The organism is Paenibacillus sp. J22R232 (assembly GCF_056269165.1).
On sequence record NZ_JBWDNK010000002.1, the window covers coordinates 557,778 to 582,786 of the forward strand.

The 25,009-nt window shown below is 48.6% G+C and carries 27 protein-coding genes and 8 tRNA genes; 27 read left to right on the forward strand and 8 right to left on the reverse strand.

Going from position 1 to position 25,009, the window contains the following annotated elements:
• The first annotated feature begins 25 nt into the window (after positions 1-25).
• Complete coding sequence (locus tag AC0YN3_RS08800) at positions 26-2,350, forward strand: YcdB/YcdC domain-containing protein (protein WP_475774724.1); 2,325 nt, start codon at positions 26-28, stop codon at positions 2,348-2,350.
• A 59-nt stretch (positions 2,351-2,409) separates the two neighbouring features.
• Here AC0YN3_RS08800 and AC0YN3_RS08805 read toward each other — a convergent pair whose 3' ends face one another.
• Positions 2,410-2,721, reverse strand: a complete 312-nt coding sequence (locus AC0YN3_RS08805) for a dehydrogenase (RefSeq protein WP_475774725.1) — start codon at positions 2,719-2,721, stop codon at positions 2,410-2,412.
• A gap of 80 nt (positions 2,722-2,801) precedes the next feature.
• Positions 2,802-3,251, reverse strand: coding sequence for a cupredoxin domain-containing protein (locus AC0YN3_RS08810; protein ID WP_183559232.1), 450 nt, complete (start codon positions 3,249-3,251; stop codon positions 2,802-2,804).
• Positions 3,252-3,409: 158 nt separating this feature from the next.
• Between AC0YN3_RS08810 and uptA the strand changes: the two genes are divergently transcribed.
• The 6 genes from uptA (at position 3,410) to AC0YN3_RS08840 (ending at position 9,010) form a co-directional block, all read left to right on the forward strand.
• Positions 3,410-4,018, forward strand: coding sequence for an undecaprenyl phosphate transporter UptA (gene uptA, locus AC0YN3_RS08815; RefSeq protein WP_475775109.1), 609 nt, complete (start codon positions 3,410-3,412; stop codon positions 4,016-4,018).
• Positions 4,019-4,082: 64 nt separating this feature from the next.
• The gene (locus AC0YN3_RS08820) at positions 4,083-4,649 is read left to right on the forward strand and encodes a thioredoxin family protein (protein ID WP_475774726.1); all 567 of its coding nucleotides are present in this window, start codon (positions 4,083-4,085) and stop codon (positions 4,647-4,649) included.
• Positions 4,650-4,656: 7 nt separating this feature from the next.
• The gene (locus AC0YN3_RS08825) at positions 4,657-5,322 is read left to right on the forward strand and encodes an MBL fold metallo-hydrolase (RefSeq protein WP_246431590.1); all 666 of its coding nucleotides are present in this window, start codon (positions 4,657-4,659) and stop codon (positions 5,320-5,322) included.
• Between the two features lie 22 nt (positions 5,323-5,344).
• On the forward strand, positions 5,345-7,603 hold the full coding sequence (locus AC0YN3_RS08830) for a Tex family protein (RefSeq protein ID WP_475774727.1): 2,259 nt from the start codon (positions 5,345-5,347) through the stop codon (positions 7,601-7,603).
• Between the two features lie 94 nt (positions 7,604-7,697).
• The gene (locus tag AC0YN3_RS08835; protein WP_475774728.1) at positions 7,698-8,150 is read left to right on the forward strand and encodes an RrF2 family transcriptional regulator; all 453 of its coding nucleotides are present in this window, start codon (positions 7,698-7,700) and stop codon (positions 8,148-8,150) included.
• A gap of 179 nt (positions 8,151-8,329) precedes the next feature.
• Positions 8,330-9,010, forward strand: a complete 681-nt coding sequence (locus AC0YN3_RS08840; protein ID WP_475774729.1) for a nitroreductase family protein — start codon at positions 8,330-8,332, stop codon at positions 9,008-9,010.
• A gap of 183 nt (positions 9,011-9,193) precedes the next feature.
• Here AC0YN3_RS08840 and cmpA read toward each other — a convergent pair whose 3' ends face one another.
• Together cmpA and AC0YN3_RS08850 are read right to left on the reverse strand one after the other, a co-directional pair.
• A complete protein-coding gene (gene cmpA, locus AC0YN3_RS08845; protein ID WP_138755216.1) occupies positions 9,194-9,337 on the reverse strand; it encodes a cortex morphogenetic protein CmpA in 144 nt (47 codons plus the stop codon).
• 77 nt (positions 9,338-9,414) lie between these two features.
• A complete protein-coding gene (locus tag AC0YN3_RS08850) occupies positions 9,415-9,777 on the reverse strand; it encodes a hydrolase/acyltransferase (RefSeq protein ID WP_475774730.1) in 363 nt (120 codons plus the stop codon).
• Positions 9,778-9,898: 121 nt separating this feature from the next.
• Here AC0YN3_RS08850 and AC0YN3_RS08855 point away from each other — a divergent pair, with 121 nt between their 5' ends.
• From AC0YN3_RS08855 to AC0YN3_RS08905, 11 genes are all read left to right on the forward strand, one after another.
• Positions 9,899-10,378, forward strand: a complete 480-nt coding sequence (locus AC0YN3_RS08855) for a SprT family protein (protein ID WP_475774731.1) — start codon at positions 9,899-9,901, stop codon at positions 10,376-10,378.
• A gap of 27 nt (positions 10,379-10,405) precedes the next feature.
• Positions 10,406-10,481: transfer RNA gene (locus AC0YN3_RS08860), tRNA-Asn, on the forward strand.
• Positions 10,482-10,486: 5 nt separating this feature from the next.
• Positions 10,487-10,577: transfer RNA gene (locus AC0YN3_RS08865), tRNA-Ser, on the forward strand.
• 105 nt (positions 10,578-10,682) lie between these two features.
• A tRNA-Glu gene (locus AC0YN3_RS08870) sits at positions 10,683-10,757 on the forward strand.
• A 51-nt stretch (positions 10,758-10,808) separates the two neighbouring features.
• A tRNA-Lys gene (locus AC0YN3_RS08875) sits at positions 10,809-10,884 on the forward strand.
• 52 nt (positions 10,885-10,936) lie between these two features.
• Positions 10,937-11,021, forward strand: a tRNA-Leu gene (locus tag AC0YN3_RS08880).
• A 181-nt stretch (positions 11,022-11,202) separates the two neighbouring features.
• The gene (locus AC0YN3_RS08885) at positions 11,203-11,520 is read left to right on the forward strand and encodes a hypothetical protein (RefSeq protein WP_183559217.1); all 318 of its coding nucleotides are present in this window, start codon (positions 11,203-11,205) and stop codon (positions 11,518-11,520) included.
• Positions 11,521-11,626: 106 nt separating this feature from the next.
• Positions 11,627-11,701, forward strand: a tRNA-Glu gene (locus AC0YN3_RS08890).
• Between the two features lie 51 nt (positions 11,702-11,752).
• Positions 11,753-11,828 (forward strand) — tRNA-Lys (locus AC0YN3_RS08895).
• A 52-nt stretch (positions 11,829-11,880) separates the two neighbouring features.
• A tRNA-Leu gene (locus AC0YN3_RS08900) sits at positions 11,881-11,965 on the forward strand.
• Between the two features lie 138 nt (positions 11,966-12,103).
• Positions 12,104-12,340: a helix-turn-helix domain-containing protein gene (locus tag AC0YN3_RS08905; RefSeq protein WP_475774732.1), complete on the forward strand. Its 237-nt coding sequence runs from the start codon at positions 12,104-12,106 to the stop codon at positions 12,338-12,340.
• A gap of 59 nt (positions 12,341-12,399) precedes the next feature.
• Here the strand turns inward: AC0YN3_RS08905 and AC0YN3_RS08910 are convergent, their stop codons facing one another.
• The gene (locus AC0YN3_RS08910) at positions 12,400-12,966 is read right to left on the reverse strand and encodes a 50S ribosomal protein L25 (RefSeq protein ID WP_475774733.1); all 567 of its coding nucleotides are present in this window, start codon (positions 12,964-12,966) and stop codon (positions 12,400-12,402) included.
• A gap of 434 nt (positions 12,967-13,400) precedes the next feature.
• Between AC0YN3_RS08910 and AC0YN3_RS08915 the strand changes: the two genes are divergently transcribed.
• From AC0YN3_RS08915 to AC0YN3_RS08935, 5 genes are all read left to right on the forward strand, one after another.
• Complete coding sequence (locus AC0YN3_RS08915) at positions 13,401-14,516, forward strand: glycosyltransferase family 4 protein (protein WP_475774734.1); 1,116 nt, start codon at positions 13,401-13,403, stop codon at positions 14,514-14,516.
• The gene (locus AC0YN3_RS08920; protein ID WP_475774735.1) at positions 14,516-15,613 is read left to right on the forward strand and encodes a glycosyltransferase; all 1,098 of its coding nucleotides are present in this window, start codon (positions 14,516-14,518) and stop codon (positions 15,611-15,613) included. Before AC0YN3_RS08915 ends, AC0YN3_RS08920 begins: the two co-directional genes overlap by 1 nt.
• A complete protein-coding gene (locus tag AC0YN3_RS08925; protein ID WP_475774736.1) occupies positions 15,606-16,685 on the forward strand; it encodes a mannose-1-phosphate guanylyltransferase in 1,080 nt (359 codons plus the stop codon). Before AC0YN3_RS08920 ends, AC0YN3_RS08925 begins: the two co-directional genes overlap by 8 nt.
• A 19-nt stretch (positions 16,686-16,704) precedes the next feature.
• A complete protein-coding gene (locus tag AC0YN3_RS08930; RefSeq protein ID WP_475775110.1) occupies positions 16,705-17,658 on the forward strand; it encodes a DUF1861 family protein in 954 nt (317 codons plus the stop codon).
• A gap of 166 nt (positions 17,659-17,824) precedes the next feature.
• Positions 17,825-18,985 (forward strand): Gfo/Idh/MocA family protein, encoded by a 1,161-nt coding sequence (locus AC0YN3_RS08935; RefSeq protein WP_475774737.1) that lies wholly within the window; start codon positions 17,825-17,827, stop codon positions 18,983-18,985.
• On the opposite strand, the gene AC0YN3_RS08940 is transcribed toward AC0YN3_RS08935, so the two are convergent.
• Complete coding sequence (locus AC0YN3_RS08940) at positions 18,982-19,881, reverse strand: AraC family transcriptional regulator (RefSeq protein WP_475774738.1); 900 nt, start codon at positions 19,879-19,881, stop codon at positions 18,982-18,984. The two genes, AC0YN3_RS08935 and AC0YN3_RS08940, sit on opposite strands and share 4 nt — an antisense overlap.
• A gap of 77 nt (positions 19,882-19,958) precedes the next feature.
• Entirely contained in the window at positions 19,959-20,297 is a 339-nt protein-coding gene (locus AC0YN3_RS08945; RefSeq protein ID WP_475774739.1) for a L,D-transpeptidase, read from the reverse strand.
• Positions 20,298-20,529: 232 nt separating this feature from the next.
• On the opposite strand from AC0YN3_RS08945, the gene AC0YN3_RS08950 reads away from it, so the two are divergent.
• Entirely contained in the window at positions 20,530-21,282 is a 753-nt protein-coding gene (locus AC0YN3_RS08950) for a hypothetical protein (protein ID WP_475774740.1), read from the forward strand.
• Between the two features lie 77 nt (positions 21,283-21,359).
• Complete coding sequence (locus AC0YN3_RS08955) at positions 21,360-21,830, forward strand: 2-thiouracil desulfurase family protein (RefSeq protein WP_475774741.1); 471 nt, start codon at positions 21,360-21,362, stop codon at positions 21,828-21,830.
• A gap of 58 nt (positions 21,831-21,888) precedes the next feature.
• On the opposite strand, the gene uraA is transcribed toward AC0YN3_RS08955, so the two are convergent.
• Positions 21,889-23,199, reverse strand: coding sequence for a uracil permease (uraA, locus tag AC0YN3_RS08960; protein WP_475774742.1), 1,311 nt, complete (start codon positions 23,197-23,199; stop codon positions 21,889-21,891).
• A 139-nt stretch (positions 23,200-23,338) separates the two neighbouring features.
• On the opposite strand from uraA, the gene AC0YN3_RS08965 reads away from it, so the two are divergent.
• The gene (locus AC0YN3_RS08965; RefSeq protein WP_475774743.1) at positions 23,339-23,767 is read left to right on the forward strand and encodes an NfeD family protein; all 429 of its coding nucleotides are present in this window, start codon (positions 23,339-23,341) and stop codon (positions 23,765-23,767) included.
• Between the two features lie 6 nt (positions 23,768-23,773).
• Positions 23,774-24,703 (forward strand): SPFH domain-containing protein, encoded by a 930-nt coding sequence (locus AC0YN3_RS08970; protein ID WP_475774744.1) that lies wholly within the window; start codon positions 23,774-23,776, stop codon positions 24,701-24,703.
• The last annotated feature ends 306 nt before the right edge of the window (positions 24,704-25,009 follow it).

The window sequence follows — 25,009 nt, forward strand, 5'->3', positions numbered from 1 at the left end:
GACGGTAGAAGAGAGGGAGATAGGTTTGAACAAAAAAGGGCAAGGTCAACGAAAAAGCTCCAAGTGGATAAAAGGGATGATCGGTTTTGCGATTTCACTGGGGTTACTGAACGGAATGACATTCTCACAGTCATCTTTTGCCGCGGGGGAGAAAGCATACGTGGAGCAGGAGGAGGCAGTACAGAATAAGAAGCTCATTTCGGAGGAGCAAGCTCTCCAACGTACAGCCAAGCTATTCCCAGGATTGCTGGAAGCAGGTAAAAACGATTTATCGATCAAGCTCGATGAAGAGGATGAAAACAGGCCTAAATGGAACATTAATTGGAAGCAAAACACTAATTCGAGCCAATTTTTCACTTCAGTTCAGGTGAATGCTTTGAACGGTCAGATTATCGACTATTTTAACACATTCCATGCTGCAGCCAAATCAATCTATCCCCTCAAAGCAACGCTGGAGCATGCAGATAAGAAGGCTAAGCAGTTTGTAGCTAAAATGATACCAGGCATAAAAGAATCCGATCTGATCCTTGAGCCGGAGGATACGCAGTTTAGCAGGTCAACTTTATTTTATCCGGCTTACTATTCTTTGAATTACCATTTGCTTATTAACGGATACTCTTCCGAAGAGGAGAGTGTTAACGTCATTATTAACGGAAATGGCGATGTGGTTGCATTTAGCGCTTATCTTACCGATGCTGTCTATCCAAAGCCGGATGTGAAAGTAACGAAACAGCAGGCGGAAGACAAATTCAAAGCTGAAGTGCAGCCCGAATTGTTTTACATACCGGTTTATGATGAAAACTACAGTCACACCGATCCGTTAAAAAGTGACTATCGTATGGCTTATGGGGATAAGAGCAATGCAGCTCCCTATATAGATGCCAGAACAGGCGAAAAGTTAGGGCGTTGGAGCAGCGGCAACACGGAGGAGAAAATCGTTTATTCTGAGTTGAAATCGTCGGCTTCGCCATTTAAATTGGCCGAGAGTGGGGCATTATCCGAAGATCAAGCTTTAGCGGCAATTTTGTCAAAAATAACTATTCCGCCTAATGCGACGCGTGGCAATACCACCTATCTGGATGAATGGTATGGTCGCGGCTATTCGGTGTGGGAGTACAATTGGCAAATGCAAAAGGAAGCTGCATTTCAAACAGAAATGACTGCAGCGGTTGACGCAGAGACAGGGCAACTGCTTTCATTCTATTCGGATATTAGTGAAAGCGAATACGACACAGAACTCGCTGCGAAGCAACCGAGTATTTCAATGGAGACCGCTAAGCAGAAGGCAATTGATCTTGTGACAGGCGTATTTCTAGATGCGGCTAAATATTTGCGGATAGAAAGCGGTGTCTACGAGTTTACGGATTACGGACAAACCTTCTATACCTTTTATTTCAGCCAACTATACAACGGAGCTCCGGTTGGGGATAGCTACACGAGGGTAACCATAGATGGAGATGGTTATTTGTGGGAGTATAATCGGTCGTATGTGGACCCCGAGAAATTAAAGAATAAAATAAGCACCCTCAAGCAAAATACAACTCAGGAAAAAGCGCTTAGTATACTGCAGCATGCGATTAGTGCTGAACTGATTTATATTCAACAGAGAATTTCTGATGCTGCTAGCGAAAACCAAACAGCGGTCAAACTCGTTTATGAAGCACTTATTAATAAATCAAACGACGATTATATCGTAAACGCAGAAACAGGCGAGCTAGAGCTTGCTTATAATGAAACTCAGATTCCAGTTATAGAGACCATCAATAAGCCAACGGATATAGATATGCACTGGGCGAGTAATCAGTTAGGAATGATGGCCGAATATGGCATTCTGGAGACGGATGAAGAAGGAAAGTTGTATCCTGATTCCATCATTACAATAGGAGAATGGATAGCGATGCTTGAAAGAGCCATAAATGGCAATAGTGATGAATACGGTACGATACCGTTTGATATCGAAAGGGACTTTGGGGGATTGGAAGAAGAAGAGCCCGAAGATGACTATCCTGTTTTTTCTTATGAGCCCAAATGGCTGCAGGTATACAAAAACGAGGAATCGGATTTTTTCGAGCGAACATTAACGAGGGATCAGCTTGCATTAATGCTCGTACAAATGCTTGATTACAATAAGCTATCAGTCTTTATGATTAAGGATAAGGACATTACCTCTTTAAAAGACGCTTCATCGATTATTAATAAAGGGGCCGCTGCTCTCGCTATCAAACTTGGATTGCTGACTTCCTCAGGAGGCAAGTTTCACCCGAATGAACCCGTGACTAAAGCTCAGGCCAGCGTACTATTGATTCGCCTCGCAAACTTACAGGACAAGCTGGATACCCCGCTTATTTAAAAACGTGGATTCAAAAAAACCTGACTGCCAATGCGGCAGCCAGGTTTCTTTTTTATACATTAGCCGCCATAAGCGTCGCGAAACGCTGCACAGAGCTCAGCGCGGTTAACTTCCCACAGCTCCGCGATTTCCGCGCTGACGTTGTCGTCCCACCAGTCGGATTGTACCTTGCGGTTGCTCTCATTTTCAACGATCCATTTAAGATTAAGAATGACTTTTTTGACGTAGATAGCCTCTGCCTGATCCATTTTTTCTTTGGATATCCATAGCTTCATCCGCTTTACGGTTCGGTACAGCTCGTTGCTGCAAGCCCTGCGGATTTTACGAGCGGTCGGATAGCCGGCATTATGCTTGGGAGCATTTGTTTTCATCGATAACCGACTCCTCTCTTTATCCCATATGTATGCGGATCGGGAGGAGTAGGTCACTGCGGAGCCGTTAGGATCGCCTGTTAATCGTTAACCGTAATATATCCGACCATGGGGCCGCCATGACGCATATCGGTATGGGTGAGGCAAATAATCGGATAAGTGCCTGCTTTCTCAGCGGTAAAGCGAACGATCGTCGTTTTTCCTTTCGAAACCTCGCCGCGAATGCCAAGGCCTTCTACGACGAACGGATGGGAGTTGCCGTTCACTCCCGTAATGTGCAGCTCTACGGGCTCGCCTTTGTTGACGACAATCGAACCGGGATCCCAGCGATATACCTCCAGCTCTTTGCCGTCTGCGGTTGTCGTGCTGTATTCGCCAGTGACCAACTGGAAGATGCGCGGCTCTGAAGGCTGTGCGTTAACCTCCCGAGAACGGTCCCAGCTTAAGTAGACGCCTGTCAGAATGATCAACACAGCAACGACGATAAAGAGTTGAATTTGCCGCTTGCTAACAATAAATACCTTGGCCATGAAACGCTCACCTCATCCATTCGTATCATTTAAGGCTAGTCTATGCAGGGGCTTGTCAGCACATGACAAAAGTGGAAGGCTGTCCTTATCGTATGTTAGAATAGCTTCAGCGTAAGCGAAAGACCTATTTGAAGAAGGAAGGCGGATTGAGAGCAGGAATGGATTTTATTCATGAATTATTGGACGGCGTGCTGCAATGGGTGGAGAGCTTAGGTTATTTCGGTATTTTAATTGGACTGTTAATTGAGGTTATTCCAAGTGAAATCGTATTGGGCTTTGGCGGGTATCTCGTATGGAAAGGAGACATTTCCTTCTGGGGCGCGGTTTTGTTCGGAACGCTCGGCGCGATCGGCCAGAACTGGATTTTGTACTGGATCGGCAGATACGGCGGCCGCCCAATTGTTGAAAAGTACGGCAAGTACATTAAGATCAAGAAGAAGCATGTTGATATCTCCGAGCAATGGTTCATTAAATACGGAGCGGGCATTGTGTTCACCGCGCGTTTCGTTCCTGTAATGAGACAGGTAATCTCGATTCCTGCGGGCATGGCGCGCATGAACTTTGGCTTATTTACGCTGCTCACGGCGCTGGCATCGCTGCCTTGGTCCATTTTGTTTGTTTATTTGGGCAGGTCGCTTGGCGAGAACTGGGATAAAATTGATGAAAAAGCGGCTCCGTATGTCCAGCCTGCCATCCTCATCGCGATTGCGCTGATGATCGTATACGTGTTATTCAAATTTGTACGCTCGCGCCGTAAATCGGTATAATGGAGAGCGTAAGCATACTTTTTATTTTGCGTAACCTTAAATAATAGATGAAAGAGGGATTCTGATGAGCAAGAGCATAGCAGATAAGCTGGGCAAAGGCATTAGCCCACAGAAATTTATCGACGGCATGACTAAAAACAAGGAGCAATTTCTGGATTGGTCCGAGAAGTTTGCCTGGTCCGATGAAAGCGACAAGGAGTATTTCGAATCACTGAACAACCGTGACGATCTTCGCGTATTGATTTTGATGGCAGATTGGTGCGGTGACGTGGTTCGCAACATCCCCGTCGTGTTCAAAGCGCTTGAGAATAGCGGCGTTCCAACGGAGGTTCTGATCATGGAGGAGCATTTGGATACGATGGATCAGTTTTTGACGATGGGCGGACGTTCGGTGCCAGTCGTTATCATTGCTGATACAGGCGGAGCCGTTCTTGGTCAATGGGGTCCTCGCCCAGCACATGTTCAGGAAGCGATGATCGCATTCAAGAAAGAAAATCCGGATCGCGATGCGGCTGATTACCAAGACAACCTTGCCGTGACTAGGCAAGAAATTGGTCGCCGTTACGGAGAAGGCACAGGTTACCAAAGCGTTATTGTGAAAGAGCTTCGCACTTTACTGGAGTCATTCTAAGATCGCGATGACAACGACGATGCGAATTGAAACCTTCACACTAGGACCGATCCAAACGAACGCTTATCTCATATCCGTAACCGAGCCTGCGGCAAACGAGAACGAAAAACCGAAGGAGCGGGCGATTGTCATCGATCCAGGCATGAATCCCAAAAAGCTGCTTGAGCGGCTTGAGGGCGTACAGGTAGAAGCCATTCTGCTGACGCATGCCCACTTTGACCATATGGGCGGAGTAGACGAGCTGCGCAAAGCGGCAGGCTGTCCTGTCTACATACATGATCTCGAAGCGGATTGGCTGACGGATCCGCGTAAGAACGGTTCGATGCGATGGCAGGACGTCACGCCTCCATTATCGACCGATCCGGCCGAATATGCGCTTGCGGAGGGACAAACCTTGAAGCTGCTCGGCTTATCCTTCCGAGTGATGCACACGCCAGGGCATTCGCCGGGAAGCGTCAGCTTCCTCTGCGATAACCATCTTTTCTCGGGAGATGTGCTGTTTAAGATGTCTGTAGGCCGCACTGACCTGCCTGGCGGGCGCGAGAGGGATTTATATGACTCCATTCGCTTGAAGCTATACAAGCTAAGCCCAGAGGTTATCGTGTATCCGGGGCATGGCGGACGAACGACCATTGGCTTTGAAATGGCCAATAACCCTTATACGGGAGCATGATGGATAGGAAGGGGCATGACGTTTGACGGATACGAAGGTTCAGCCATATATAGAGGATGCTGAAGACGGAGCAGGAAAGCAGAAGCTGACAACGGAGCAGAAGACGGCTGAAAGTCAGCGCATCATAGCCGGAATAGCCGCCCAGCTGGCGATTCCGGCCAGCAAAGTAAAATCGGCGGTCAGCCTATTGGATGAAGGCAATACGATACCGTTTATCGCGCGTTACCGTAAAGAAATGACTGGCGAGCTCGACGAGAACGATCTGCGGTCCATTGAGGAGAAGCTGCAGTATATGCGGAACCTTGAGGAACGCAAGCGCGAGGTCATTCGGTTGATCGATGAGCAAGGCAAGCTGACGGACACTCTTCGCACTGATATCAACAAGTCAGTGAAGCTGCAGGAAATCGAGGATCTCTACCGCCCTTATCGGCAAAAACGTAAAACAAGGGCGAGCGTGGCAAAGGAGAGGGGTCTCGAGCCGCTGGCGGATTGGCTATGGTCGCAGCCTCGCAGCGGTGATCCGCTCGCGGAAGCAGCCCGTTACGTGAATGATGAGAAGAGCGTGCCTACGGCCCAGGATGCCCTTAATGGCGCAATGGACATTATTGCGGAGAACATTGCTGACGATGCGTCTATACGAGCATGGGTCAGAAAGTTCACTTTCGATCAAGCGCTGCTCAAAACCGATGCCAAAAACCCCTCTGAAGAGACGGTTTACGAAATGTATTACAGTTATCAAGAGCCGGTACGCAAGCTTCCTCCCCATAGGGTGCTGGCGATTAACCGCGCAGAGCGCGAGGACGTGCTTCGCGTGAACTTTGATTTGCCGTCTGAGCGTATACATGAGCATATCCAGCGGAGGCTGCTCCGCAACGGCACCGCACAAGGCGTACGTGACGTTCTAACGGTAGTTATTGAAGACTCTTATAAACGACTGATCTCCCCTTCTATCGAGCGGGAGGTGCGCGGTGAGCTGACCGAGAAGGCTGAGGAGCATGCGATTTCGATTTTCTCCGAGAACCTCCGCAATTTGCTTCTGCAGCCGCCGGTTCGAGGTAACGTTGTACTCGGCGTCGATCCGGCTTTCCGAACGGGCTGCAAGCTTGCAGTCATTGACGACATCGGCAAGCTGTTGGAGGTTGCCGTATCGTACCCGACGCCTCCAAACAATAAGGTAGCTGAAGCGGAGAAACTGATTAACGGGTTAATTGACAAGTACAAGGTCGAGCTGATCGTAATCGGCAACGGAACCGCGTCCCGCGAGACCGAGCAGTTTATTGCAACCTTGATTGGCAAACGCAAAGCAGCAGGAGCAGGCGGGCCTGAGCTGAAATATATCATCGTAAATGAAGCAGGAGCTAGCGTGTACTCAGCCTCTAAGCTCGCGCAAGAGGAATTTCCGTCTCTTGACGTGGCGGAGCGGAGCGCGGTTTCGATTGCAAGAAGGCTGCAGGACCCGCTCGCTGAGCTTGTGAAGATAGAACCTAAGGCAATCGGAGTCGGCCAGTACCAGCATGACGTTAGCCAGAAGCGGTTGGATGAAACGCTGGGCGGCGTAGTCGAATCTGCGGTCAACCATGTTGGCGTGGACGTAAATACGGCATCAGCGTCGCTGCTCTCCTACGTAGCTGGGATTAATGCGACAATCGCCAAAAACATCGTAAAATATCGCGATGAGAACGGTCGATTCGTGAAGCGTAACCAATTGCAAAAGGTGCCTAGGCTTGGCGCCAAGTCCTACGAGCAATGTATTGGCTTCTTAAGAATTGCGGAGCCTGTCAATCCGTTAGACAGTACGCCGATCCATCCGGAGTCGTATGATGTGGTAGATAAGCTGTTTAATGAGCTCGGTCTAAAGCTGAAGCAGCTCGGTTCTGAAGAGCTGAAAGCAAAGCTGGCGGAACTGGACGCGGACCGCATTGCCCCTACGCTTGGCGTGGGTGTTCCGACGCTGCGCGACATCATGGACAGCTTGCTTCGGCCAGGCCGTGACCCGCGAGAGGAGCTGCCTCCACCGATCTTCCATACGGACGTGCTGAACATCGAGGATTTGTCCCCAGGGATGGAGCTGCACGGAACGGTGCGCAATGTCATCGATTTTGGCGCTTTCGTGGATATCGGCATCAAAAACGACGGGCTCGTGCATATTTCCCAATTGAGCGATAAGTTTGTCAAAAGGCCGATGGACGTCGTATCCGTCGGTGATACGGTTACGGTATGGGTGCTTAGCGTGGATCTCAAAAAAGGCCGCGTGAGCTTAACGATGCGCAAGCCTAACTAACGAAGCCATATAAAGGGTTTGCCTAATTGCCGGCAAACCCTTTATACTTTAAGGAATGCATGGGCATCGCAAACTACCCCACAAGAGGAGTGAGATGACTATGAAAGCAGACCGGCTAACCAGCTCGGCACAGCCCAAATGGTTCGGGCTAGCGCTGCAAGCACTCGTCGTTCTATCGCATAAATCAGAGGTATACCCAAGCGCTGCGATTGCCGACCGGTTGGAATCAGAGGCTACGCAGCTGCGCAAAGTTATGGCGAAGCTGGCTGCGGCACAGCTTATTGAAACGCGGGAAGGCCGCGACGGTGGATACCGGCTGAAGCGACCGCCAGAGCTTATTTCACTCGCTGACGTTTATAGAGCTCTTAAGGTTGGGGAGCCGCTATGCAGCGGCATGTTGGACACCATTGGCTGCCGAGATTCAAACGCGCATATGCAGTCTGCATTCGTTGATATTGCAAAGGAAGTTGAAGAGAAGACCCTTGAAACGCTGCAGCAGCATACGATTGCCCAGCTTGCGCAGAGAACGCTGCTTCATTCTTCTTAATCAATGAAAATTTCACGAATTCACCTAATTGACAAATGCGCAATGTGCAACGTATACTGTGTATGTAAATGTTACAGTTCATTTCGCTGTTTACTGTGCAGCAACAGACACAGTATTATTTTTGAGATTAACTGAGTAAACTGACGCACAGATAAAATAATCCTTTGGAGGGAAAACCAATGTCTAACACACAAACAGCTTCACAAGTAAATGCTCAAAACAATGAAGGTACAGCTCCTTCTTTTTACACCGTGCTTGACGAGCGCCGTTCTGTTCGTAAATACGATAGCAGCGTAGTTATTTCCGATGCCGAAATTAATGAGATTCTGGAAATTGCAACAAAAGCCCCATCTGGTTCGAACATGCAGCCTTGGCGCTTCCTTGTCATTACGGATGCCGAGCTTAAGCAAAAGCTTCTTCCGATCGCGTTCAATCAACAGCAAGTCGTAGAAGCTTCGGCGATTGTTGTTATACTTGCCGATACGGAAATGTATGCCTTGTCTGAACAAATATACGGAGCTGCAGTAAAAGCAGGCTACATGACTGAAGAAGTGGCGAACAACTTTATTACGAACTCCACGAACATGTACTCGAGCTTGCCTGCCGAACGCTTGAAGGATATCGTTATTTTCGATACGGGCCTTGTCGCAATGCAAATTATGCTTACCGCGCGTGCAAAAGGCTACGATACCGTTCCTATGGGCGGTTACAATAAGGATCAACTGAAAGAGCTGTTCAACATCTCCGACCGTTACGTGCCAACCCTGGTATTGCCAATCGGTAAAGCATCTACCGCAGGACACCCAACGACGCGTTTGCCGCTTGAAGACATCGTTTCATACAACGCCTTCAAAGCTTAATGCCACAAGATTAGCCATGCAAACAAAAACCGGCCCAGCGCTTGCGCTGAGGCCGGTTTTGCTATAACAATATAAGCAGTTATTCGCTCACATGTATAACTTCACTTATATTTACTGCAAAGCGTTTATACTCTTGCTTCACGGCAGGAAACGCATGCAGTTATGTGCTTCATGTGGGATCCTTTATTGGAACTCGGTGCCATTGCTGATTTCCTTCGGACTTTGTTTATTACGGTAGAAATACCAGCAGTCATTAAGCAGCTTGATTTGTCTGCGATCTTTTTTCTGAAAAGCGCGCATGAGTTGATTGCACAGCCACTGTGGCATACGTATCGTCCTCCTCCCGGCCTAACTTGTTGTAATACTACAATATGGGGGAGGGCGAGTGTCCGTGCAGGTCCAACCTAAATGCTCTGTTCCTCTTCGTATTCCTCATACCACTGCTCAAGCTGTGCCTGCAAAGCGCGTATTTCCGTCAGCAGCGAAATGAGCGGATACGACTTTTCTTGCACGCCGGCAAAATCCTTCTCCAGGCCATTGATGTAATCAAGCCCGGAAACGATTTGGATTGACGAATCATGAAGCTCGACATTGCTGCATTCCGCAACCGCGTAAGGCAAGACCGGAACATGATCGGCCGTCAGCTTGTCGATTTCCTTATGAAGACGAAGGTTAAGCGCGCTTAGCTGGTAAGCGTGCGATTCGGGCATTTCAACAAAAAGAATGGTATCCTCTTGTTTCAATAAGACATAGCGCATCGTTGCCATAATAGTTGTTGTTCTCCCCTCGGTATGCATCCGTACGTATTTATGACCTATTTATTAATTCCTACTTGACAGTGTAGCCTATCGCGGCTTTAAAATTCAAGTAGTTGGGGGAGAATAATCGATGAACAATGAGGCTTTGCAGCAATGGGTTGAGCAAGTGTCGATCACCTATTTCGGACGACCTTTCCTGCATATCGCGACTTTCAATGCCCGCTTGAAGGCAACGGGCGGACGATACTTCACGCGCTCGCACAATATTGAGATCAGTCCGCATCAGCTAACCGCGTTCGGGCATGAGGAAACCGAAAAAATCATTAAGCACGAGCTATGCCATTATCATTTGCATATTATGAAGCGGGGCTACCAGCACAGGGATGCGGATTTCAAAACCTTGCTTGCCCAGGTTGGGGGCTCAAGATACTGTCAGACGCTTCCTGAACGGGCACAACGGATGCAGCAGCCGTTTCGTTACAAGCTCGTATGCATCAAATGCGGTATGGAATATTTGCGGAAGAGAAAGATCGATCCATCCAAATACGCGTGCGGAAAATGCCGTGGAAAATTAACGCTTAAAGTGATTGACAATCAAACTGCTACATGATATATTATTACTTGTCACTTTTACTTTTCCCTGATAGCTCAGTTGGTAGAGCACTCGACTGTTAATCGAGTTGTCACAGGTTCGAGTCCTGTTCGGGGAGCCAGATTTGGAGAGATACCCAAGTGGCTCAAGGGGACCCTCTGCTAAGGGGTTAGACTGCGTAAGTGGTGCGAGGGTTCGAATCCCTCTCTCTCCGCCACCATTTTTCACATTAATTTGCAACGGCAGGACCGTTCATCCGGTCTTTTTTATTTGCCACATAGGGTGCAGGTTATGTGTAATGGCTTTAGAGTAGTGAATAAATGGCCCGTTGGTCAAGTGGTTAAGACACCTCCCTTTCACGGAGGTAACAGGGGTTCGAGTCCCCTACGGGTCACCAATTTTTTCAAAGTGTACGAGCTCTAAGGAGTTCAAGTGCAAATAACAGCGAGAGCCATTAGCTCAGTTGGTAGAGCACCTGACTTTTAATCAGGGTGTCGAAGGTTCGAGTCCTTCATGGCTCACCATTTCTTAGCACGACTAAGCGAATGTGAGTGAAGGATAACAACATATAAATGTGCGGTAGTGGTGGAACGGCAGACACGCTATCTTGAGGGGGTAGTGTCCCATGGACGTGCAGGTTCAAATCCTGTCTACCGCACCATAACTTACTTCTTGCCGATGTATATAGGTGAACTTAGAGGGTGTCATTTCATGAGCACTTTTCTGATAGATGATGCCACTTTATATTCAGATCATAAAATCTGACTAGAGAGTGGTTTTTTCGTTATAAGTTACTCGAACCGTCCAAACAGATGCATCATTAGAGATGAGGAGCTGTAAACATGAAAATAAACTTAAACTTTACGAACAAGGGTCAAGCGGCGATTGGGAAATTTAATAACGAGGAATTGCTTGAGATTTTTGGAAGGTACAGCAACACCTTGATGAAAAAATATTCCATTGAAGTTACCGTTCCTGCAGAAGGCAATGAGGCCATTATTGAAAAAGGCGTATTGTCCGTTTATGTTGATAAAATCGAATGCGACGTAGAAACGTTCTTCAAGGAGCTCGGAAGAGACGTTAAGGTTCCGCTCAAAAAGAGACTTACTCCTGAAGACAAACTCGATAACGTATTTAAAGCGGAGACGATTGAAGCTTAATTCAACTACTCGGAATAACGGGTTCAAAAATAATGCTTGTACTTCAGTTGAATAGCTGATATAATCATTTTTGTTGTCTCGGATAACATTTGTTATCTGAATGAATGGCCCGTTGGTCAAGTGGTTAAGACACCTCCCTTTCACGGAGGTAACAGGGGTTCGAGTCCCCTACGGGTCACCAATAATCCTCAATGTGTATCAGCTCTAATGAGCTCGGATCACGTCACAGTGAGAGCCATTAGCTCAGTTGGTAGAGCACCTGACTTTTAATCAGGGTGTCGAAGGTTCGAGTCCTTCATGGCTCACCATTTACTCAGCTTGCAAGAGCGGGAGTAAGGGAACCTTCAACATTTCAAATGTGCGGTAGTGGTGGAACGGCAGACACGCTATCTTGAGGGGGTAGTGTCCCATGGACGTGCAGGTTCAAATCCTGTCTACCGCACCATACTTTATAATCATTGCGGCTCTAGCCATAGAGTCGCTTTTTTGCGTAAATAAGCTGTTTTCGCACAGATGTAGTTAGCCAATAAAGCGGGTTATTGTTAAAAGACGGCAATTTTCATAGAATGGAGGCGTGGTATGTATGCCAGGGGTTCATAGCAACTTAAGGGAATTGATGAGAGCCAAGGACCCGACCTTGTCGATTCGTCAGCTAGCCAAGGACATCGATTATCACTTCGATTCCGTGCGTAAAATGTACAAGGATGAGATGGTCCAATATCCGCGTGATCTCATATGGCGGTTATGCAAGTATTTCAATGCAACGCCAGGAGAGTTTATCGTAGTCATTCATGAGGATGTAGAAGAGCATGGTCAATAAAAGGAACCCTGTACGGGAAGTACAGGGTTCCTTTGTTATATCTATCGTATGCTTGTCAATTAAGCGACTATTTCTTCCGCATGTGTTTGTGAAACCCGGATCAGCACGGCCCCTGAATCGGACAAAACCTCAATGCCTTCGTGGAAAGCCAAATCGGATACATGGAGCTGATCACCAATTCCAAGTCCGCTTATATCTACCTCGAATGCGCTGAGCAGATTGTCAGGCATGCAGCGTACTTCTACCTCGTACATTTCTACTTGCAGAATCCCACCTGCTTTTACTCCTGCCGGTTCGCCGGAGAAATGAATCGTCACTTTGGAATCTAGGCTCTCATTCATGTTCAGTTGGTAGAAATCGACATGAACGATTTTGTTGCTGAGCGGATCTCTTTGAATATTTTGAATCAGCACGGGCTTGTTTCCTTGTGCTGGAATCGCCGCGATGAGAATGGCACGCTGGTTATTCTTGACTGCTGCAAGGATTTCTTTCTCGTTTACAATGACGGAGATGCTGCCTACATCCTTGCCATACACGATTGCAGGAATTTGACCTTGCTTTCTAAGTACATTTATTTGAGATTTGGTAAGATTGACCCGTTCGTTTAACTGGATAGAGTTGCTCATTTTTGTTGCCTCCTAATCGAATGGGTTGCTATGAATCGAAAATAAAAAAAGACGGATTAGCAATAGAATGTCTAATCAGTCCGCTAACGACCATATTTTCTTGTCATATGTTAATTTTATCACAAGTTTGCTCGTTGTCAAATGAGAGGCAGGTTATGTTCGATTGACAAGAAAATATGGTCGTGTTAAGGTTTAAGCAGCAGACAGGAGCGGATAATCAAGCAAGGGCTGTAACTAGAAGCAGCCAAATAGCGATAACGGAATGACTACAAGCCAATAACATAGGGACGGATAGGGGAATAAAGATATCTTTATTTCTTTTTTTTGTATCCATATGGAATAAAATTTAAATTATGGGAGTGATTTCTACGAAGAATGCATTGGTAAAGCATAACGTGGCTTTCCTTGGAACAAGTTTGCCAAGAGAATGCGGTTTGGCTACCTTCTCGCAGGATATGATGAATGAACTCGAACGGATTCAAGACTTCAATAAACCGAGAATGATTGCGGTCAACAATAACAAAACATATGCCTACGGCAATCAAGTTATGGGACAAATCGGGCAGCAAACCCGTGCGGATTATAGCAAAACAGCGGTAGAGCTTAATCAATCGAGCGTTGAGCTTCTGATTATCCAGCATGAATTCGGCATATATGGCGGAGAAAGCGGAGAATATATTCTCGATTTGGCTGAGAAACTAACCATCCCCTTTATCGTTATCTTCCATACCGTATTATCTGAGCCAAGTATGAAGCAGCTCACGATTATGAAGCGGCTTGCAGAACTGAGCATCAAGGTTATTACAATGGCCCAGACTAAAATCATAGATTTGCAAGAGGTTTATGGCATTGCGTCTAATAAAATCGAAATGTTCCATCATGGCGTGCCTGTCGTAGCTACGGCGAGCCGTTTGGAGTTGAAAGCTAGATTCGGTTATGCGAATCGGCAAATTTTATCCACGTTCGGCTTTCTGAGTCCGGGAAAAGGAATTGAATATGCGATAGAGGCGATGAAAGGCGTTGTTGCGAAGCATCCGAATGCTCTTTATATCATTTGGGGGAGGACGCATCCCGTTGTGAAGCAAGAGACAGGGGAAGTGTACCGGCAGCAATTGATTGAGCTTGTCGCAAGACTTGGCCTCGATAAGCATGTTGCGTTTGTCGACAAGCATCTGACGCAAGAGGAAGTCGTGCAATCATTGGTGCTATCAGATATTTACATGACCCCCTATCTCGGGAAAGACCAAGCGGTGAGCGGAACGCTTGCTTTTGGCATCGGCTATGGCAGGGTCGTTATCTCAACCCCATACCGTTATGCCGTGGAAATGCTTGCAGATGGAAGAGGATTGCTTGCGGAGTTCCGCGATGCGGATTCGCTTGAAACGCATATCGTTAACGTGCTTGATGATCCGGAATTAAAGGCTGAGATGGAAAGAAAGACGCTTGCGCTTGGGAGCACGATGATGTGGGACGAAGTGGCGAAGCGCTACGCGGTTCTTTTTCGCAAGATTATAGCTCAAAGATATGCGCTAAAAGGGAGTGCCGTGTAATGCAGAAGTCAGTGGCTCGCCCGCTCATTATGGACTATTTGAAAAGCCTCACGGATGATACGGGCATATTCCAGCATACGAAATTCGGCATTCCCGACAGAAGCCACGGATATACGTCGGACGATAATGCCCGGGCGCTTATCGCTGCTGTCATGCTTTACAAAAGCAGCAAGGATCAGGCGACGCTTGCGCTGATCAGGACGTACTTGGCATTTATCTATCATGCCCAGAACGAAGATGGCAGCTTTCGGAATTTCATGGGCTACAACCGCGAATTCCTGGAGAATACGGGCTCCGAGGATTGCTTGGGACGATGTATGTGGGCGCTTGGCTACACGCTTGCGGAGCCAGCCATTCCTCAAAATTTGCGGAACACATGCAGGTATTTGATCAACCAAGCGATTCCGAGAATGCGGGAGCTGGGCTCGCCGCGCGCCATAGCATATGCGTTGATCGGATTGACCACCATGCTGGAATCTGCGGAAGCTTTGAGCTATGGCTTGCCATATTCGAATAAAGAGGACGAAGACCCTGGTTTTCTGCCCCGGGCAGAGATTGAAGCCATAATCGAAGAATTGGCATTGCGTCTGCACAAGCAATATGAAAGCAACAAAGGAACGGGTTGGCATTGGTTCGAGAATAGCATCACGTACGGCAACGCGATGCTTCCATGGGCGATGCTGCAAGCTTCCACGGTCTCGCATACGGAGATGTTTCGGCAAACGGCCAAGGAGAGCCTCGGATTTTTGGCAGCGGCCACATTCTCGAAGGATGGCTATTATAAGCCGATTGGAAGCCATGGCTGGTTGGAGAGGGGCGGAGTCGCCGCATTGTTCGACGAACAGCCGATAGAAGCCTGTGAGATGCTGCTGGCATGCATGTCTGCGTACAAAAGGTTCGGAAACCATACGTATCTCGTCTACGCATCTACCTGTTATGAATGGTTTCATGGCCGAAACTCGCTTTCTGTATCGCTCATCGATGAACAGACAGGTGCATGCTACGATGGCATACACGCCACGGGAATTAATTTAAACCAGGGCTCCGAGAATATCGTTTCGTATTGCATGGCGCATATGGTGATGCAAAATGAATAAATTCGCGACGATATTAGCTGGCGGAGGCGGGACGCGATTCTGGCCGCTATCGAGGCAGGAACTGCCGAAACAGCTCATTAATATTAGCGGCAACGACATCATGCTTAATGATACGGTTCAGCGTTTTAACGGCGTAATACCGATGGAGAATACCATCGTCGTAACGAACCGCTCGCAGGCCGTGCTGCTGGAGAGCATGATGCACAAAAGCGTTCAGCCTATCAATATTTTGGTAGAGCCCGTTGCTAAAAATACGGCAGCAAGCATACTGCTGGCAGCGTTATTCATTGAGAAAAACCACGGCGACTCCTTGATGGCCGTATTCCCTTCCGATCACCATATTACGGAGGAGGATAAGTTCAAGCGGACATTGGAGCATGCATGCGAAGTGGCGATGAAGACCGGCAAAATCGTTACGATCGGCATCAAGCCTACGTTTCCATCCACCGGGTATGGCTATATTTCATGCAAAAGCGAGCCGGTGCTAACCGCGCCTTGCAGCGTGTTTGAAGTGGCAGAATTCGTGGAGAAGCCAAACTACTTGAAGGCGCAATCCTACTTGCAATCGGGCCATTACTTATGGAACAGCGGCATGTTTATATGGAAAACGTCCTGTATTATCGATAATTTCAAAAGATTTCTTCCGAGGCTGTATAAAACGATGTATCCTTTGATGGCCTATATAGGCACGCCTCTTGAAGAAGAAATGATAAATGAAATCTACCCGCAGCTGCAAAACATTTCAATAGATTACGGTATTTTGGAGCGCTGCGATGAGGTAGTCGTGCTGGAGGGCGATTTCGGCTGGAACGATATTGGCAGCTGGGATGCGCTTGGCGCTATATTTCCCCCCGATGAGCAAGGCAATATCGTCAAGGCTAATTACGTCGGAATGGATACGATTAATTCTATTATCTATGGGGAAGACCGGCTCATTACGACGATTGGGATTGATGGGCTCATCATAGCGGATACTAAAGATGCGCTGCTCATCTGCGCCAAGGATAAAGCGCAGGAGGTCAAGGAGATCGTTAGGATGCTGAAGGATAAGGGTATGCAGGAATACGCGTAGGGAAGGCAGAATGGACCTCATGATGAAGCTGGAATGGACAACAAAGACGTGCAAGGAGCTGCTGCTAGACTATGAGCCGGCTTCCGTTAAAGGTTCAAAGCTGAAGTTTGATGGCGTTGGCGAACGTGATGTATATAATATTACGGCACCTTTCTGGGACGAAGGGGAGCTGTACATTGCGGGACGCGTCGAAGAGCGCTATTCGGAGGATTCCGAGATTGTTTTTTTCACATGCGAGGACGGCACTTGGCTGCCGAAGCCGGGCTTGCCCCAATTCCAGCTTCAGGACCCCTTTATTACAAGGATAAAGGGAGAGTGGTTGTTCGGCGGCGTTCATCTATACTTCGCATCTGAAGAAGCGGAAGCGTCTAAGGTAATCATCGGCTGGAAAACGGTGCTGTATCGCGGAGCAAATCTACAAAACCTTGTGCATGCGGCTACAGGCCCATGGAATATGAAGGATATTCGGTTAGCGGAGCTCTCCGATGGCAAGCTGGGCGTTTTCTCCCGGCCATTCGGAATTGAAGGGACTAGGGCGGTTATCGGATTTAGCATACTGGATTCTTTCGATGACTTGTCGGAAACAGCGATTATAAAGGCTCCGCTGTTTCGCGATCAGTTTCTGAAGGACGAGTGGGGCGGTGCCAATGAAATTCATTTGCTGAAGAATGGATTTCTTGGCGTTCTGGGCCACATTTCTTATACGGATGAGGCCAATCAGCTGCATTATCATGCGATGTCCTTTGTACTAAATCCTTGGACTCGTGAGAAGTCGCCGATTAAAATTATTGCAACGAGAGGCGACTTTCCCGATGGCCCGTCGAAGCGGCCGGACTTAAAGGATGTCATTTTCAGCGGGGGATTGCTGCGGGAAGCAAACAATCGTGCAGTGCTGTATGTCGGTGCGAGCGACGCGGAAGCCTATTGTTTGCCAATTGCGGATCCATTCTCGGAATATGAAGGAATAGCATAAGCCAAATACGCGAAAATCCGAATGGGATAAAGGACTCCAGGTATGCTGGAGTTCTTTTTTTGTCGATTAAAACCGCAAAGTAGCGTTATTTTTGCACAAACTATGCATACATTTGGCAGCGCTTCCTTGGTAAGCTGGTCTCATGAACTTGAAGGAGGTAGACGCATTGCTTAAAGTAGCCATCATTGGGTCAGGAGCGATATCGAACGCGCATATCGAGGCATATTTGAAGTTTCCGGAACGCTGCCAGGTCGTAGCCATCAGTGACATTTATACGGAAAAAGCGGAGGATCGCATCAAGCAGCATCATTTAAACGCACGGGCCGTATCTGATTATAAGGAACTTCTGCTGCAGGGGCTGGATATCGTATCGATTTGCACCCCGCCTTACACCCATGCGGAGATTGCCGTCGCTTTTCTTGAGGCAGGCGTACACGTACTCGTTGAGAAACCGATGGCTTCGTCGCTAGAGGAGTGCGATGCCATGAACGAGGCGGCTCGAAAAAGCGGGAAGCTGCTGTCGGTCGTAGCCCAGAACCGCTTCAAGACACCGATGATGAAGCTGAAATCGGTGATCGACAGCGAATTAGCCGGTAGAATTGTTCATGCCCAGATTGATTCGCATTGGTGGCGCGGTCACAGCTATTACGATTTGTGGTGGCGGGGAACGTGGGAGAAGGAAGGCGGCGGCTGTACGCTTAACCATGCCGTTCATCATATCGATGCATTGATATGGATGATGGGCCGGCCAGCCGAGGTGCAGGCATTTATGACGAACGGGGCGCATGACAATGCGGAGGTAGAGGATTTGTCGATCGGCATATTGCGATACGGAAAAGGTGCTCTCGCCCAGGTTACGAGCTCGGTCGTGCATCATGGAGAGGAGCAGCAGCTTGTTTTCCAAGGGACGAAAGCACGAATCTCGGCGCCTTGGCGAGTGGTGGCGTCTACCTCGCGGGAGAACGGCTTTCCTGAGCCTAATAAGCAGCTTGAAGAGGAGCTGGAGCAGCTATACGAGGCTTTGCCTGAGGTTGCCTATGAGGGGCATGCGGGACAAATCGATAATGTACTGGCCGCTATTGAAAGCGGGACTCCGCTGCTCATAGACGGCGAGTGCGGGCGACAGACGTTAGAAGTCATCATTGGCATTTACAAAGCTGCAAGTACAAGGCAGCCTGTCTCTTTCCCGATCGAGGTTGGCGATCCGTTTTATTCGCGAAGCGGCATGCAAGCAAACGCAACTCATTTCTATGAGAAAACCGGCTCGGTATCGAGCTTCACGGATATGCCGATAACGGTAGGCAGCAATTACAAGGCGCCAAGCTAACGCGGCATTGGATAACGTTTGCTTCGGAACTGCTTCCGATATTGATGCGGGGTAATTCCGAGCTGTGCTTTGAACAGCTTGCAGAAATAAGAGCTGTTTGTTAGCCCGATTTCTTCACCGATGCGAGCGATGGAATAATCGGATGCGGTTAGCAGCAGGATGGCTTGCTGGATTTTTTTAGCGGAAACATAGTCGGATAGGCTGCTTCCCGTACACGCCTTGAACAAATGAGAGAGGTGGTGGGGAGACAAGTGCAGCTCGCTCGCCATTTGCTCCAGCCGTAGCGGCTCTTTGTAATGCTCCTGTAGCCATTCCAGCATTTTCTCGGCTTGGTGAGGCACTCTCGAAGCGGTTTGGGAGACAGAAGGCTTCTGCTTCTGCTCCCAAAGATGCTTGAAGATCCGAAGGAAGGCAACCAGAAATAAGGAGTACTCCTCGTAATAATCGCTTTGAGGCAATGACGGCAAAGTCCGCTCCCAGTTACCGAGCAAGCTATCGAGAGGTTCTGCAGCCCCTGTATCATAGACGCACTGCTCCCCTAGGCTTCCCATATGAATATGTTTATAGAAAGCTTGAAGGCTAGGCCATTTCTCCATATAATCTTCGAATAAAGTAGGCTCGTAATGTACAATCGAGCGAATAAAAGGCGTGCTTTCGCTCAAATCGACTTGAATATGATGAAGCTGATAAGGCTGGAAAATGCATAACATGCCCGGTGCAAGCTTATAGCTTTTTTGTTCAATGATGAGCGTGCCCGTGCCCTCGTGTACGATTAATATTTCAACGCCTTGGTGGGCATGAAAAGTTCCTTGGTAATGGTCGGCTTTATCGTTTATGCGTTTGTATGCGAAGTAAAGAGGCAGGTCTCGCAGGTTGACGCTTTGAATATGAGGCACGGCAGGCACATCCTCGCTTCCAAAAATCGCTTTGTCTCATTAGTGTACCATCTTGTCTATTATGGTGGGAATATCAATTAGGGCCTAATGGTAACGCGCGTATTAACAGGTACGATTCTGGAGAGGGCGACAACATCCTCATTGTACATACGAATGCAGCCATGCGATACCAAGTGGCCGATGGAAGCGGGATCATTGGTGCCATGAATGCCGTAATGCGGCTTCGATAGTCCCATCCAGAAGGCACCGAACGGACCGCCGGGATTGGTTTGCTTATTGATGATGAAAAATTCGCCAGTAGGGGTTTGCGTAACCATTCTCCCAATGCCTACCGGAAACGAGCGGATTACGATGTTGCTATCAAGCAGGTGAAGCATGCGGTCGGAAAGATCGACGATTATGCGGTAGTCAGGCATGGAATTCACTCCTTTTTCTTATCTTATGATGCGGGACGGGCTTTGGTTTCATCGAGGATGAAAAAAGCATAAGCCGCGGCGGCGGGTTCACAAGTAAAGCAGGAACGATAATTTTTTTAGCAAAATCAGTTAGTAGATATGGTAAGCTTATATTGGCTACCCCTATTTATATGGAAGGCACCTTCATAGAATATGGTTTATTTTATCGTTAAAAAGGAGAGGGCCTTAGAGTATGAAGCATTTATTTGTGCCCGTTTGTATCTTTATCTTTATACTAGCTGCAGCTGCGTTTATTGGGAGCGGAAACGATTTGGATTCCGAGATGGTTGATAAAGCGGTTCAAACCGTGAAAAAGGATTGCGGCAAATGGTGCCTGGATCCTCTTTTGCTAGTGGAACCCGGTGGACTGGATTATTACGGTGATCTCAGCGTTTATATAAATCGGAAAAAAGACAATGAAAGTGTAGCTGTGTATTCCGTTAATCCGTCTACCTTCGAATACAAATCGATGATATGGAGCTATGAATATGAAGTTATCCACAATGGGATCAAAGACCGATCATTAGCGTATGAGGGATTGAAGTTTGAACGAACAGAGGGGGCTGGCCTATCGTTTGGCTCGTCCAGAATAGCGAGTGTCAGCTTGGAGGATAAAGAGATAGCGAAGTACAGGGGACAGCTGCTGACTATGTTTGGGCCGCCTAATAGCGAATACGAGGATTACGAGCAGGGCTTTACCTATCTGATTAGAGTGACGGATGAATCGGGAGCAACATGGAGCCTATCCACATATCAGGGCCCAACGGGTTTCGCGATTGGCGGCGACAAGGATCAGAAGGATGCGGATGTCATTGCCTATCTGCTCGTTGCTGAACTCGGAAAAAGGGAAGTGACCGATTTTGAATCCAAAATGATCTATGCAGATACGGGAGAGGCTATTATTCATGGCTGCAAAAGCGGCGAATGTTATACAAGAAGCTGGTGATCAGCCAATCGGTTTCGTGTAGGATCATGTTATATAGGAACAAGAAACGCATTCTGGCGAGAAGAGAGGGGTAGTCGATGATCGTCGTAAGTGCTTGCCTCGCCGGATTCGAGGTGAGATATAACGGAACGCACAGCTTGAATGAAACCGTGCGCGAATTGCTGGAGCAGAACAAAGCGGCTTCGGTATGCCCGGAATTGCTAGGAGGCTTTATGACGCCGAGAGAACCGGCGGAGATCATTGGCGGCGACGGGGAAGATGTGCTTGATGGCGCTGCCAAGGTTGTCGAGATATCGGGCCGGGATGTTACGGAGCTTTATGTGAACGGTGCGCATTTGACCCTTAAGAAAGCCCAGGAAGCAAAAGCGGCGGTGGTCGTTCTGAAAGAATACAGCCCATCCTGCGGCAGCGCCATGATTTATAATGGCGAATTCAAAGGAGTAAGGGTAGTCGGGAACGGCGTAACGACCGCGTTGCTGAGAAGGAACGGCATTAAGGTGATTTCGGAGGAAGAGCTGGGCGATTATTTGGCACAGATCAAAGTGTAAGGGGATAGCGGTAATGAACAAAGGGTGCTTGCATAATATGCAGGCACCCTTTGCTGCGTTAATGACCGGAGGATTCAAAGTCATTGGATAGCTTCATCACTTCGAACAGCTTGAACAGCAGGCTGAGCACAATCGCGACAACGGTGGCAAGCGCCATGCCCGTTAGGGAGAAGTCGCCAATCGTAAGCTTAACGCCGCTAAGCCCGGTGACAAGCACGACAGTCGTTAGAAACAGGTTGGTCGGCTTGCTGTAATCGACTTTGGATTCCACGAGCATCCGGAAGCCCGATGCAGCGATAACGCCGAACAGCAGCAGCGATACGCCTCCCATTACGGGGGCGGGAATACCGGAGATTAAGGCGGAGAACTTGCCCGAGAACGAGAGTACGATTGCAATTACGGCGGCGCCGCCGATCACAAAGGTGGAATAAACCTTCGTAATGGCGAGTACGCCGATATTTTCACCGTAGGTCGTATTAGGCGTTGAGCCGGCGAAGCCCGATAAGATGGTGGAAATGCCGTTGCCTAGCATGGAGCGATGCAATCCTGGGTCTTTGGACAAATCCTTGTCCACGATATTGCCCGTCACGACGAGGTGGCCGATGTGCTCGGCGATTACGACTAACGAAGCGGGTGCAATCGCAATGATTGCCGTCCACTCGAATGCAGGGAAAGTGAAATGCGGCAACTGAATGAAGCCGTTCTCCGCAAGCTTGCTGAAATCGGTAAAGCCCATGAAATAAGCGAGCACATAACCGGTAACGATTCCAATCAGAATCGGAATGATTCGCATGAAGCCGCGGAACAGCACGGAACCAAGCACGGTAACGGCGAGCGTTACCGTGGAGAGCGTAACGATCTGGGGATCCATGGCCCACGCGGCAGCGGCAGCAGGCTCCAAATCAGTCGGCATGATCCAGCCGGCCATGCGTGCGGCAACAGGGATAAGCTCTAGTCCGATAATCGCGACAATGGCTCCCATTGCGGCCGGAGGGAATACGACGTTAATCCAGCCTGTGCCTGCAGCTTGGATAATGAGCGCAACGATTGTGAATATAACGCCCGATATAATAAAGCCGCCAAGCGCAGCTGCGTAATTGCCGCCTCCGGCAGCATGATCGCCAATGACGGCGCCGGCAGGTGCAAGGAAAGCAAAGCTGGAGCCAAGGTACGCGGGGATTTTATTCTGGCATATCCATAGGTAAAGCAAGGTGCCGATTCCGTTCATGAGCAAGCAGATAGCCGGATCGACGCCGAGAATATTCGGAACGAGCACGGTTGAGCCGAACATGGCGAATAGATGCTGTAAACTGAGCAGAAAGCTTTGCAACGCTGGCGGCCGATCAAGGACCCCAATTGCATTTTTCATGATGTAATTGCCTCCAATTATATGTAGTTTGAAAAAAGACCCTTGATGATTCTACATATTCAGTATCGGTTTGGCAAGTGTTTTCTTAATCATAGGATGGATCTATTCGAATATATTAGGGAAGAAGGGCGGTGACGGCATGGAGCTTTGGGCTTTCTGGCTTGTGCTTGCAGGTATTTTGCTGGTCGTTGAAATGCTTACGCTTACTTTTTATTTGCTATGGCTGGGCATTGGCGCCGTCGTAGCAGCGGTCATCGATTGGATTTGGCCCGGCTCGCTGGTGCTTGAACTGGTAGCGGGCTGCGTGGTAGTGCTCGTGCTGACGATCTTCACGAAGCCGCTGACTCGCCGCTTTCATGCCGCGGCGGAATATAAGGATGCGGTTGACGGCTTGGTCGGGAAGCATGGGCTTGTGCTGGAGGCTGTGGGAGCCGACTCGCCGGGCATCGTGAAGGTAGGCAACGAGACATGGAGCGCGCTGTCGACGGCAAGGCTGGAAAAGGGTGAAACGGTTGTTGTCGTGAGTCGCGGGAGCGCGGTGCTCCATGTGCAAAAATGGGGAGGTTAGCGGCATATGGGTGTTATCGTAGCAATTATTTTATTGGTCATCGTCATCGTATTCGTGGCTTTATCGGTCAAAATCGTACCGCAGCAAAGGATAGGCGTAGTAGAACGCCTCGGGAAATTCAATCGCCTGCTGACGCCGGGTGTCAATATTCTCATTCCGATCATCGATCATGTACGCACGTATCACGACCTGCGCATTCAGCAGGCGAACGTGCCGCCGCAAACGGTCATCACGAAGGATAACGTTCAGGTGAAAATCGACACGATCATCTTCTATCAGGTGACGGGCCCTGAGCAGGCTACATATGGCATTTCCGATTACGTGTACGGCGTGCGCAACATCAGTACGGCGACGATGCGGCAAATCATCGGTAAAATGGAGCTGGATGAGACGTTGTCTGGACGGGAGAAAATTTCGTCGGACATTCGTATTGCGCTCGACGAAGCGACGGAGAAATGGGGCGTGCGCATCGAGCGGGTGGAGGTTATCGATATTCAGCCGCCGGTTGATATCCAGGATGCGATGGATAAACAAATGAAAGCCGAGCGCAGCAAGCGGGCAATGGTGCTTGATGCGGAAGCGGCGAAGCAGGATATGATCCTGCGCGCGGAGGGTGACAAGCAGAGCAAAATTCTGAAAGCGGAAGGGGATAAGGAGGCACGCATTCGCCAAGCGGAAGGCCAGCGCCATGCGCAGGAGCTTGAAGCGTTAGGGGAGGCGAAGGCGATTCAGTCGATCGCGGAGGCAGAAAAAAGCCGGATTGAGCTTATTCGCTCAGCTGGTTTGGACGATAATATCCTCACGTACCGTTCGTTAGAAGCGCTTGCGGAGATAGCCAAAGGGCCGGCAAACAAAATATTCATACCTACCCGGGCAGTAGATACGCTGGGCAGCATCGGCGCGATGGGAGAGATGCTGAAGGCAAGCAAGGAGTAAGCGGCTGGCATATCCGATATTAGAGAACAGCGGGACAGAGGGAATCCTCTTTGTCCCGCTGTTCTTTTGTTTGAAGAGTCGCCGCGAATGGCGCAGATTTGATTGAAACGTCCATTCTATTCGGCATAGGGTCCGTATAAAGGAATACATGCCATCTGCATGCTGCTCTACATGCAGAGAGTTGCCCCAATAGCTGTACAACCTAGCCTTTAATTCCGCCTAAAAGCGGCGTTAAAGGCTTTTTATTGCGTTGTGCAATAATGGCGGTGGAAGCAAAGTGTGTTATTTTGGAGTACGAATCGTAAC

What these genes read in the sequence shown, in the direction of transcription:
- AC0YN3_RS08835 (WP_475774728.1), top strand. Translation starts at nt 7,698, where the DNA reads ATGACTATGAAAGCAGACCGGCTAACCAGCTCGGCACAGCCCAAATGG.
- AC0YN3_RS08950 (WP_475774740.1), top strand. Translation starts at nt 20,530, where the DNA reads ATGAAGCATTTATTTGTGCCCGTTTGTATCTTTATCTTTATACTAGCT.
- AC0YN3_RS08955 (WP_475774741.1), top strand. Translation starts at nt 21,360, where the DNA reads ATGATCGTCGTAAGTGCTTGCCTCGCCGGATTCGAGGTGAGATATAAC.
- AC0YN3_RS08855 (WP_475774731.1), top strand. Translation starts at nt 9,899, where the DNA reads ATGAACAATGAGGCTTTGCAGCAATGGGTTGAGCAAGTGTCGATCACC.
- AC0YN3_RS08805 (WP_475774725.1), bottom strand. Translation starts at nt 2,721, where the DNA reads ATGAAAACAAATGCTCCCAAGCATAATGCCGGCTATCCGACCGCTCGT.
- AC0YN3_RS08905 (WP_475774732.1), top strand. Translation starts at nt 12,104, where the DNA reads ATGCCAGGGGTTCATAGCAACTTAAGGGAATTGATGAGAGCCAAGGAC.
- AC0YN3_RS08925 (WP_475774736.1), top strand. Translation starts at nt 15,606, where the DNA reads ATGAATAAATTCGCGACGATATTAGCTGGCGGAGGCGGGACGCGATTC.
- AC0YN3_RS08840 (WP_475774729.1), top strand. Translation starts at nt 8,330, where the DNA reads ATGTCTAACACACAAACAGCTTCACAAGTAAATGCTCAAAACAATGAA.
- AC0YN3_RS08910 (WP_475774733.1), bottom strand. Translation starts at nt 12,966, where the DNA reads ATGAGCAACTCTATCCAGTTAAACGAACGGGTCAATCTTACCAAATCT.
- uraA (WP_475774742.1), bottom strand. Translation starts at nt 23,199, where the DNA reads ATGAAAAATGCAATTGGGGTCCTTGATCGGCCGCCAGCGTTGCAAAGC.
- AC0YN3_RS08970 (WP_475774744.1), top strand. Translation starts at nt 23,774, where the DNA reads ATGGGTGTTATCGTAGCAATTATTTTATTGGTCATCGTCATCGTATTC.
- AC0YN3_RS08885 (WP_183559217.1), top strand. Translation starts at nt 11,203, where the DNA reads ATGAAAATAAACTTAAACTTTACGAACAAGGGTCAAGCGGCGATTGGG.
- AC0YN3_RS08850 (WP_475774730.1), bottom strand. Translation starts at nt 9,777, where the DNA reads ATGGCAACGATGCGCTATGTCTTATTGAAACAAGAGGATACCATTCTT.
- AC0YN3_RS08825 (WP_246431590.1), top strand. Translation starts at nt 4,657, where the DNA reads ATGACAACGACGATGCGAATTGAAACCTTCACACTAGGACCGATCCAA.
- AC0YN3_RS08820 (WP_475774726.1), top strand. Translation starts at nt 4,083, where the DNA reads ATGAGCAAGAGCATAGCAGATAAGCTGGGCAAAGGCATTAGCCCACAG.
- AC0YN3_RS08810 (WP_183559232.1), bottom strand. Translation starts at nt 3,251, where the DNA reads ATGGCCAAGGTATTTATTGTTAGCAAGCGGCAAATTCAACTCTTTATC.
- AC0YN3_RS08945 (WP_475774739.1), bottom strand. Translation starts at nt 20,297, where the DNA reads ATGCCTGACTACCGCATAATCGTCGATCTTTCCGACCGCATGCTTCAC.
- cmpA (WP_138755216.1), bottom strand. Translation starts at nt 9,337, where the DNA reads ATGCCACAGTGGCTGTGCAATCAACTCATGCGCGCTTTTCAGAAAAAA.
- AC0YN3_RS08930 (WP_475775110.1), top strand. Translation starts at nt 16,705, where the DNA reads ATGATGAAGCTGGAATGGACAACAAAGACGTGCAAGGAGCTGCTGCTA.
- AC0YN3_RS08965 (WP_475774743.1), top strand. Translation starts at nt 23,339, where the DNA reads ATGGAGCTTTGGGCTTTCTGGCTTGTGCTTGCAGGTATTTTGCTGGTC.
- uptA (WP_475775109.1), top strand. Translation starts at nt 3,410, where the DNA reads ATGGATTTTATTCATGAATTATTGGACGGCGTGCTGCAATGGGTGGAG.
- AC0YN3_RS08920 (WP_475774735.1), top strand. Translation starts at nt 14,516, where the DNA reads ATGCAGAAGTCAGTGGCTCGCCCGCTCATTATGGACTATTTGAAAAGC.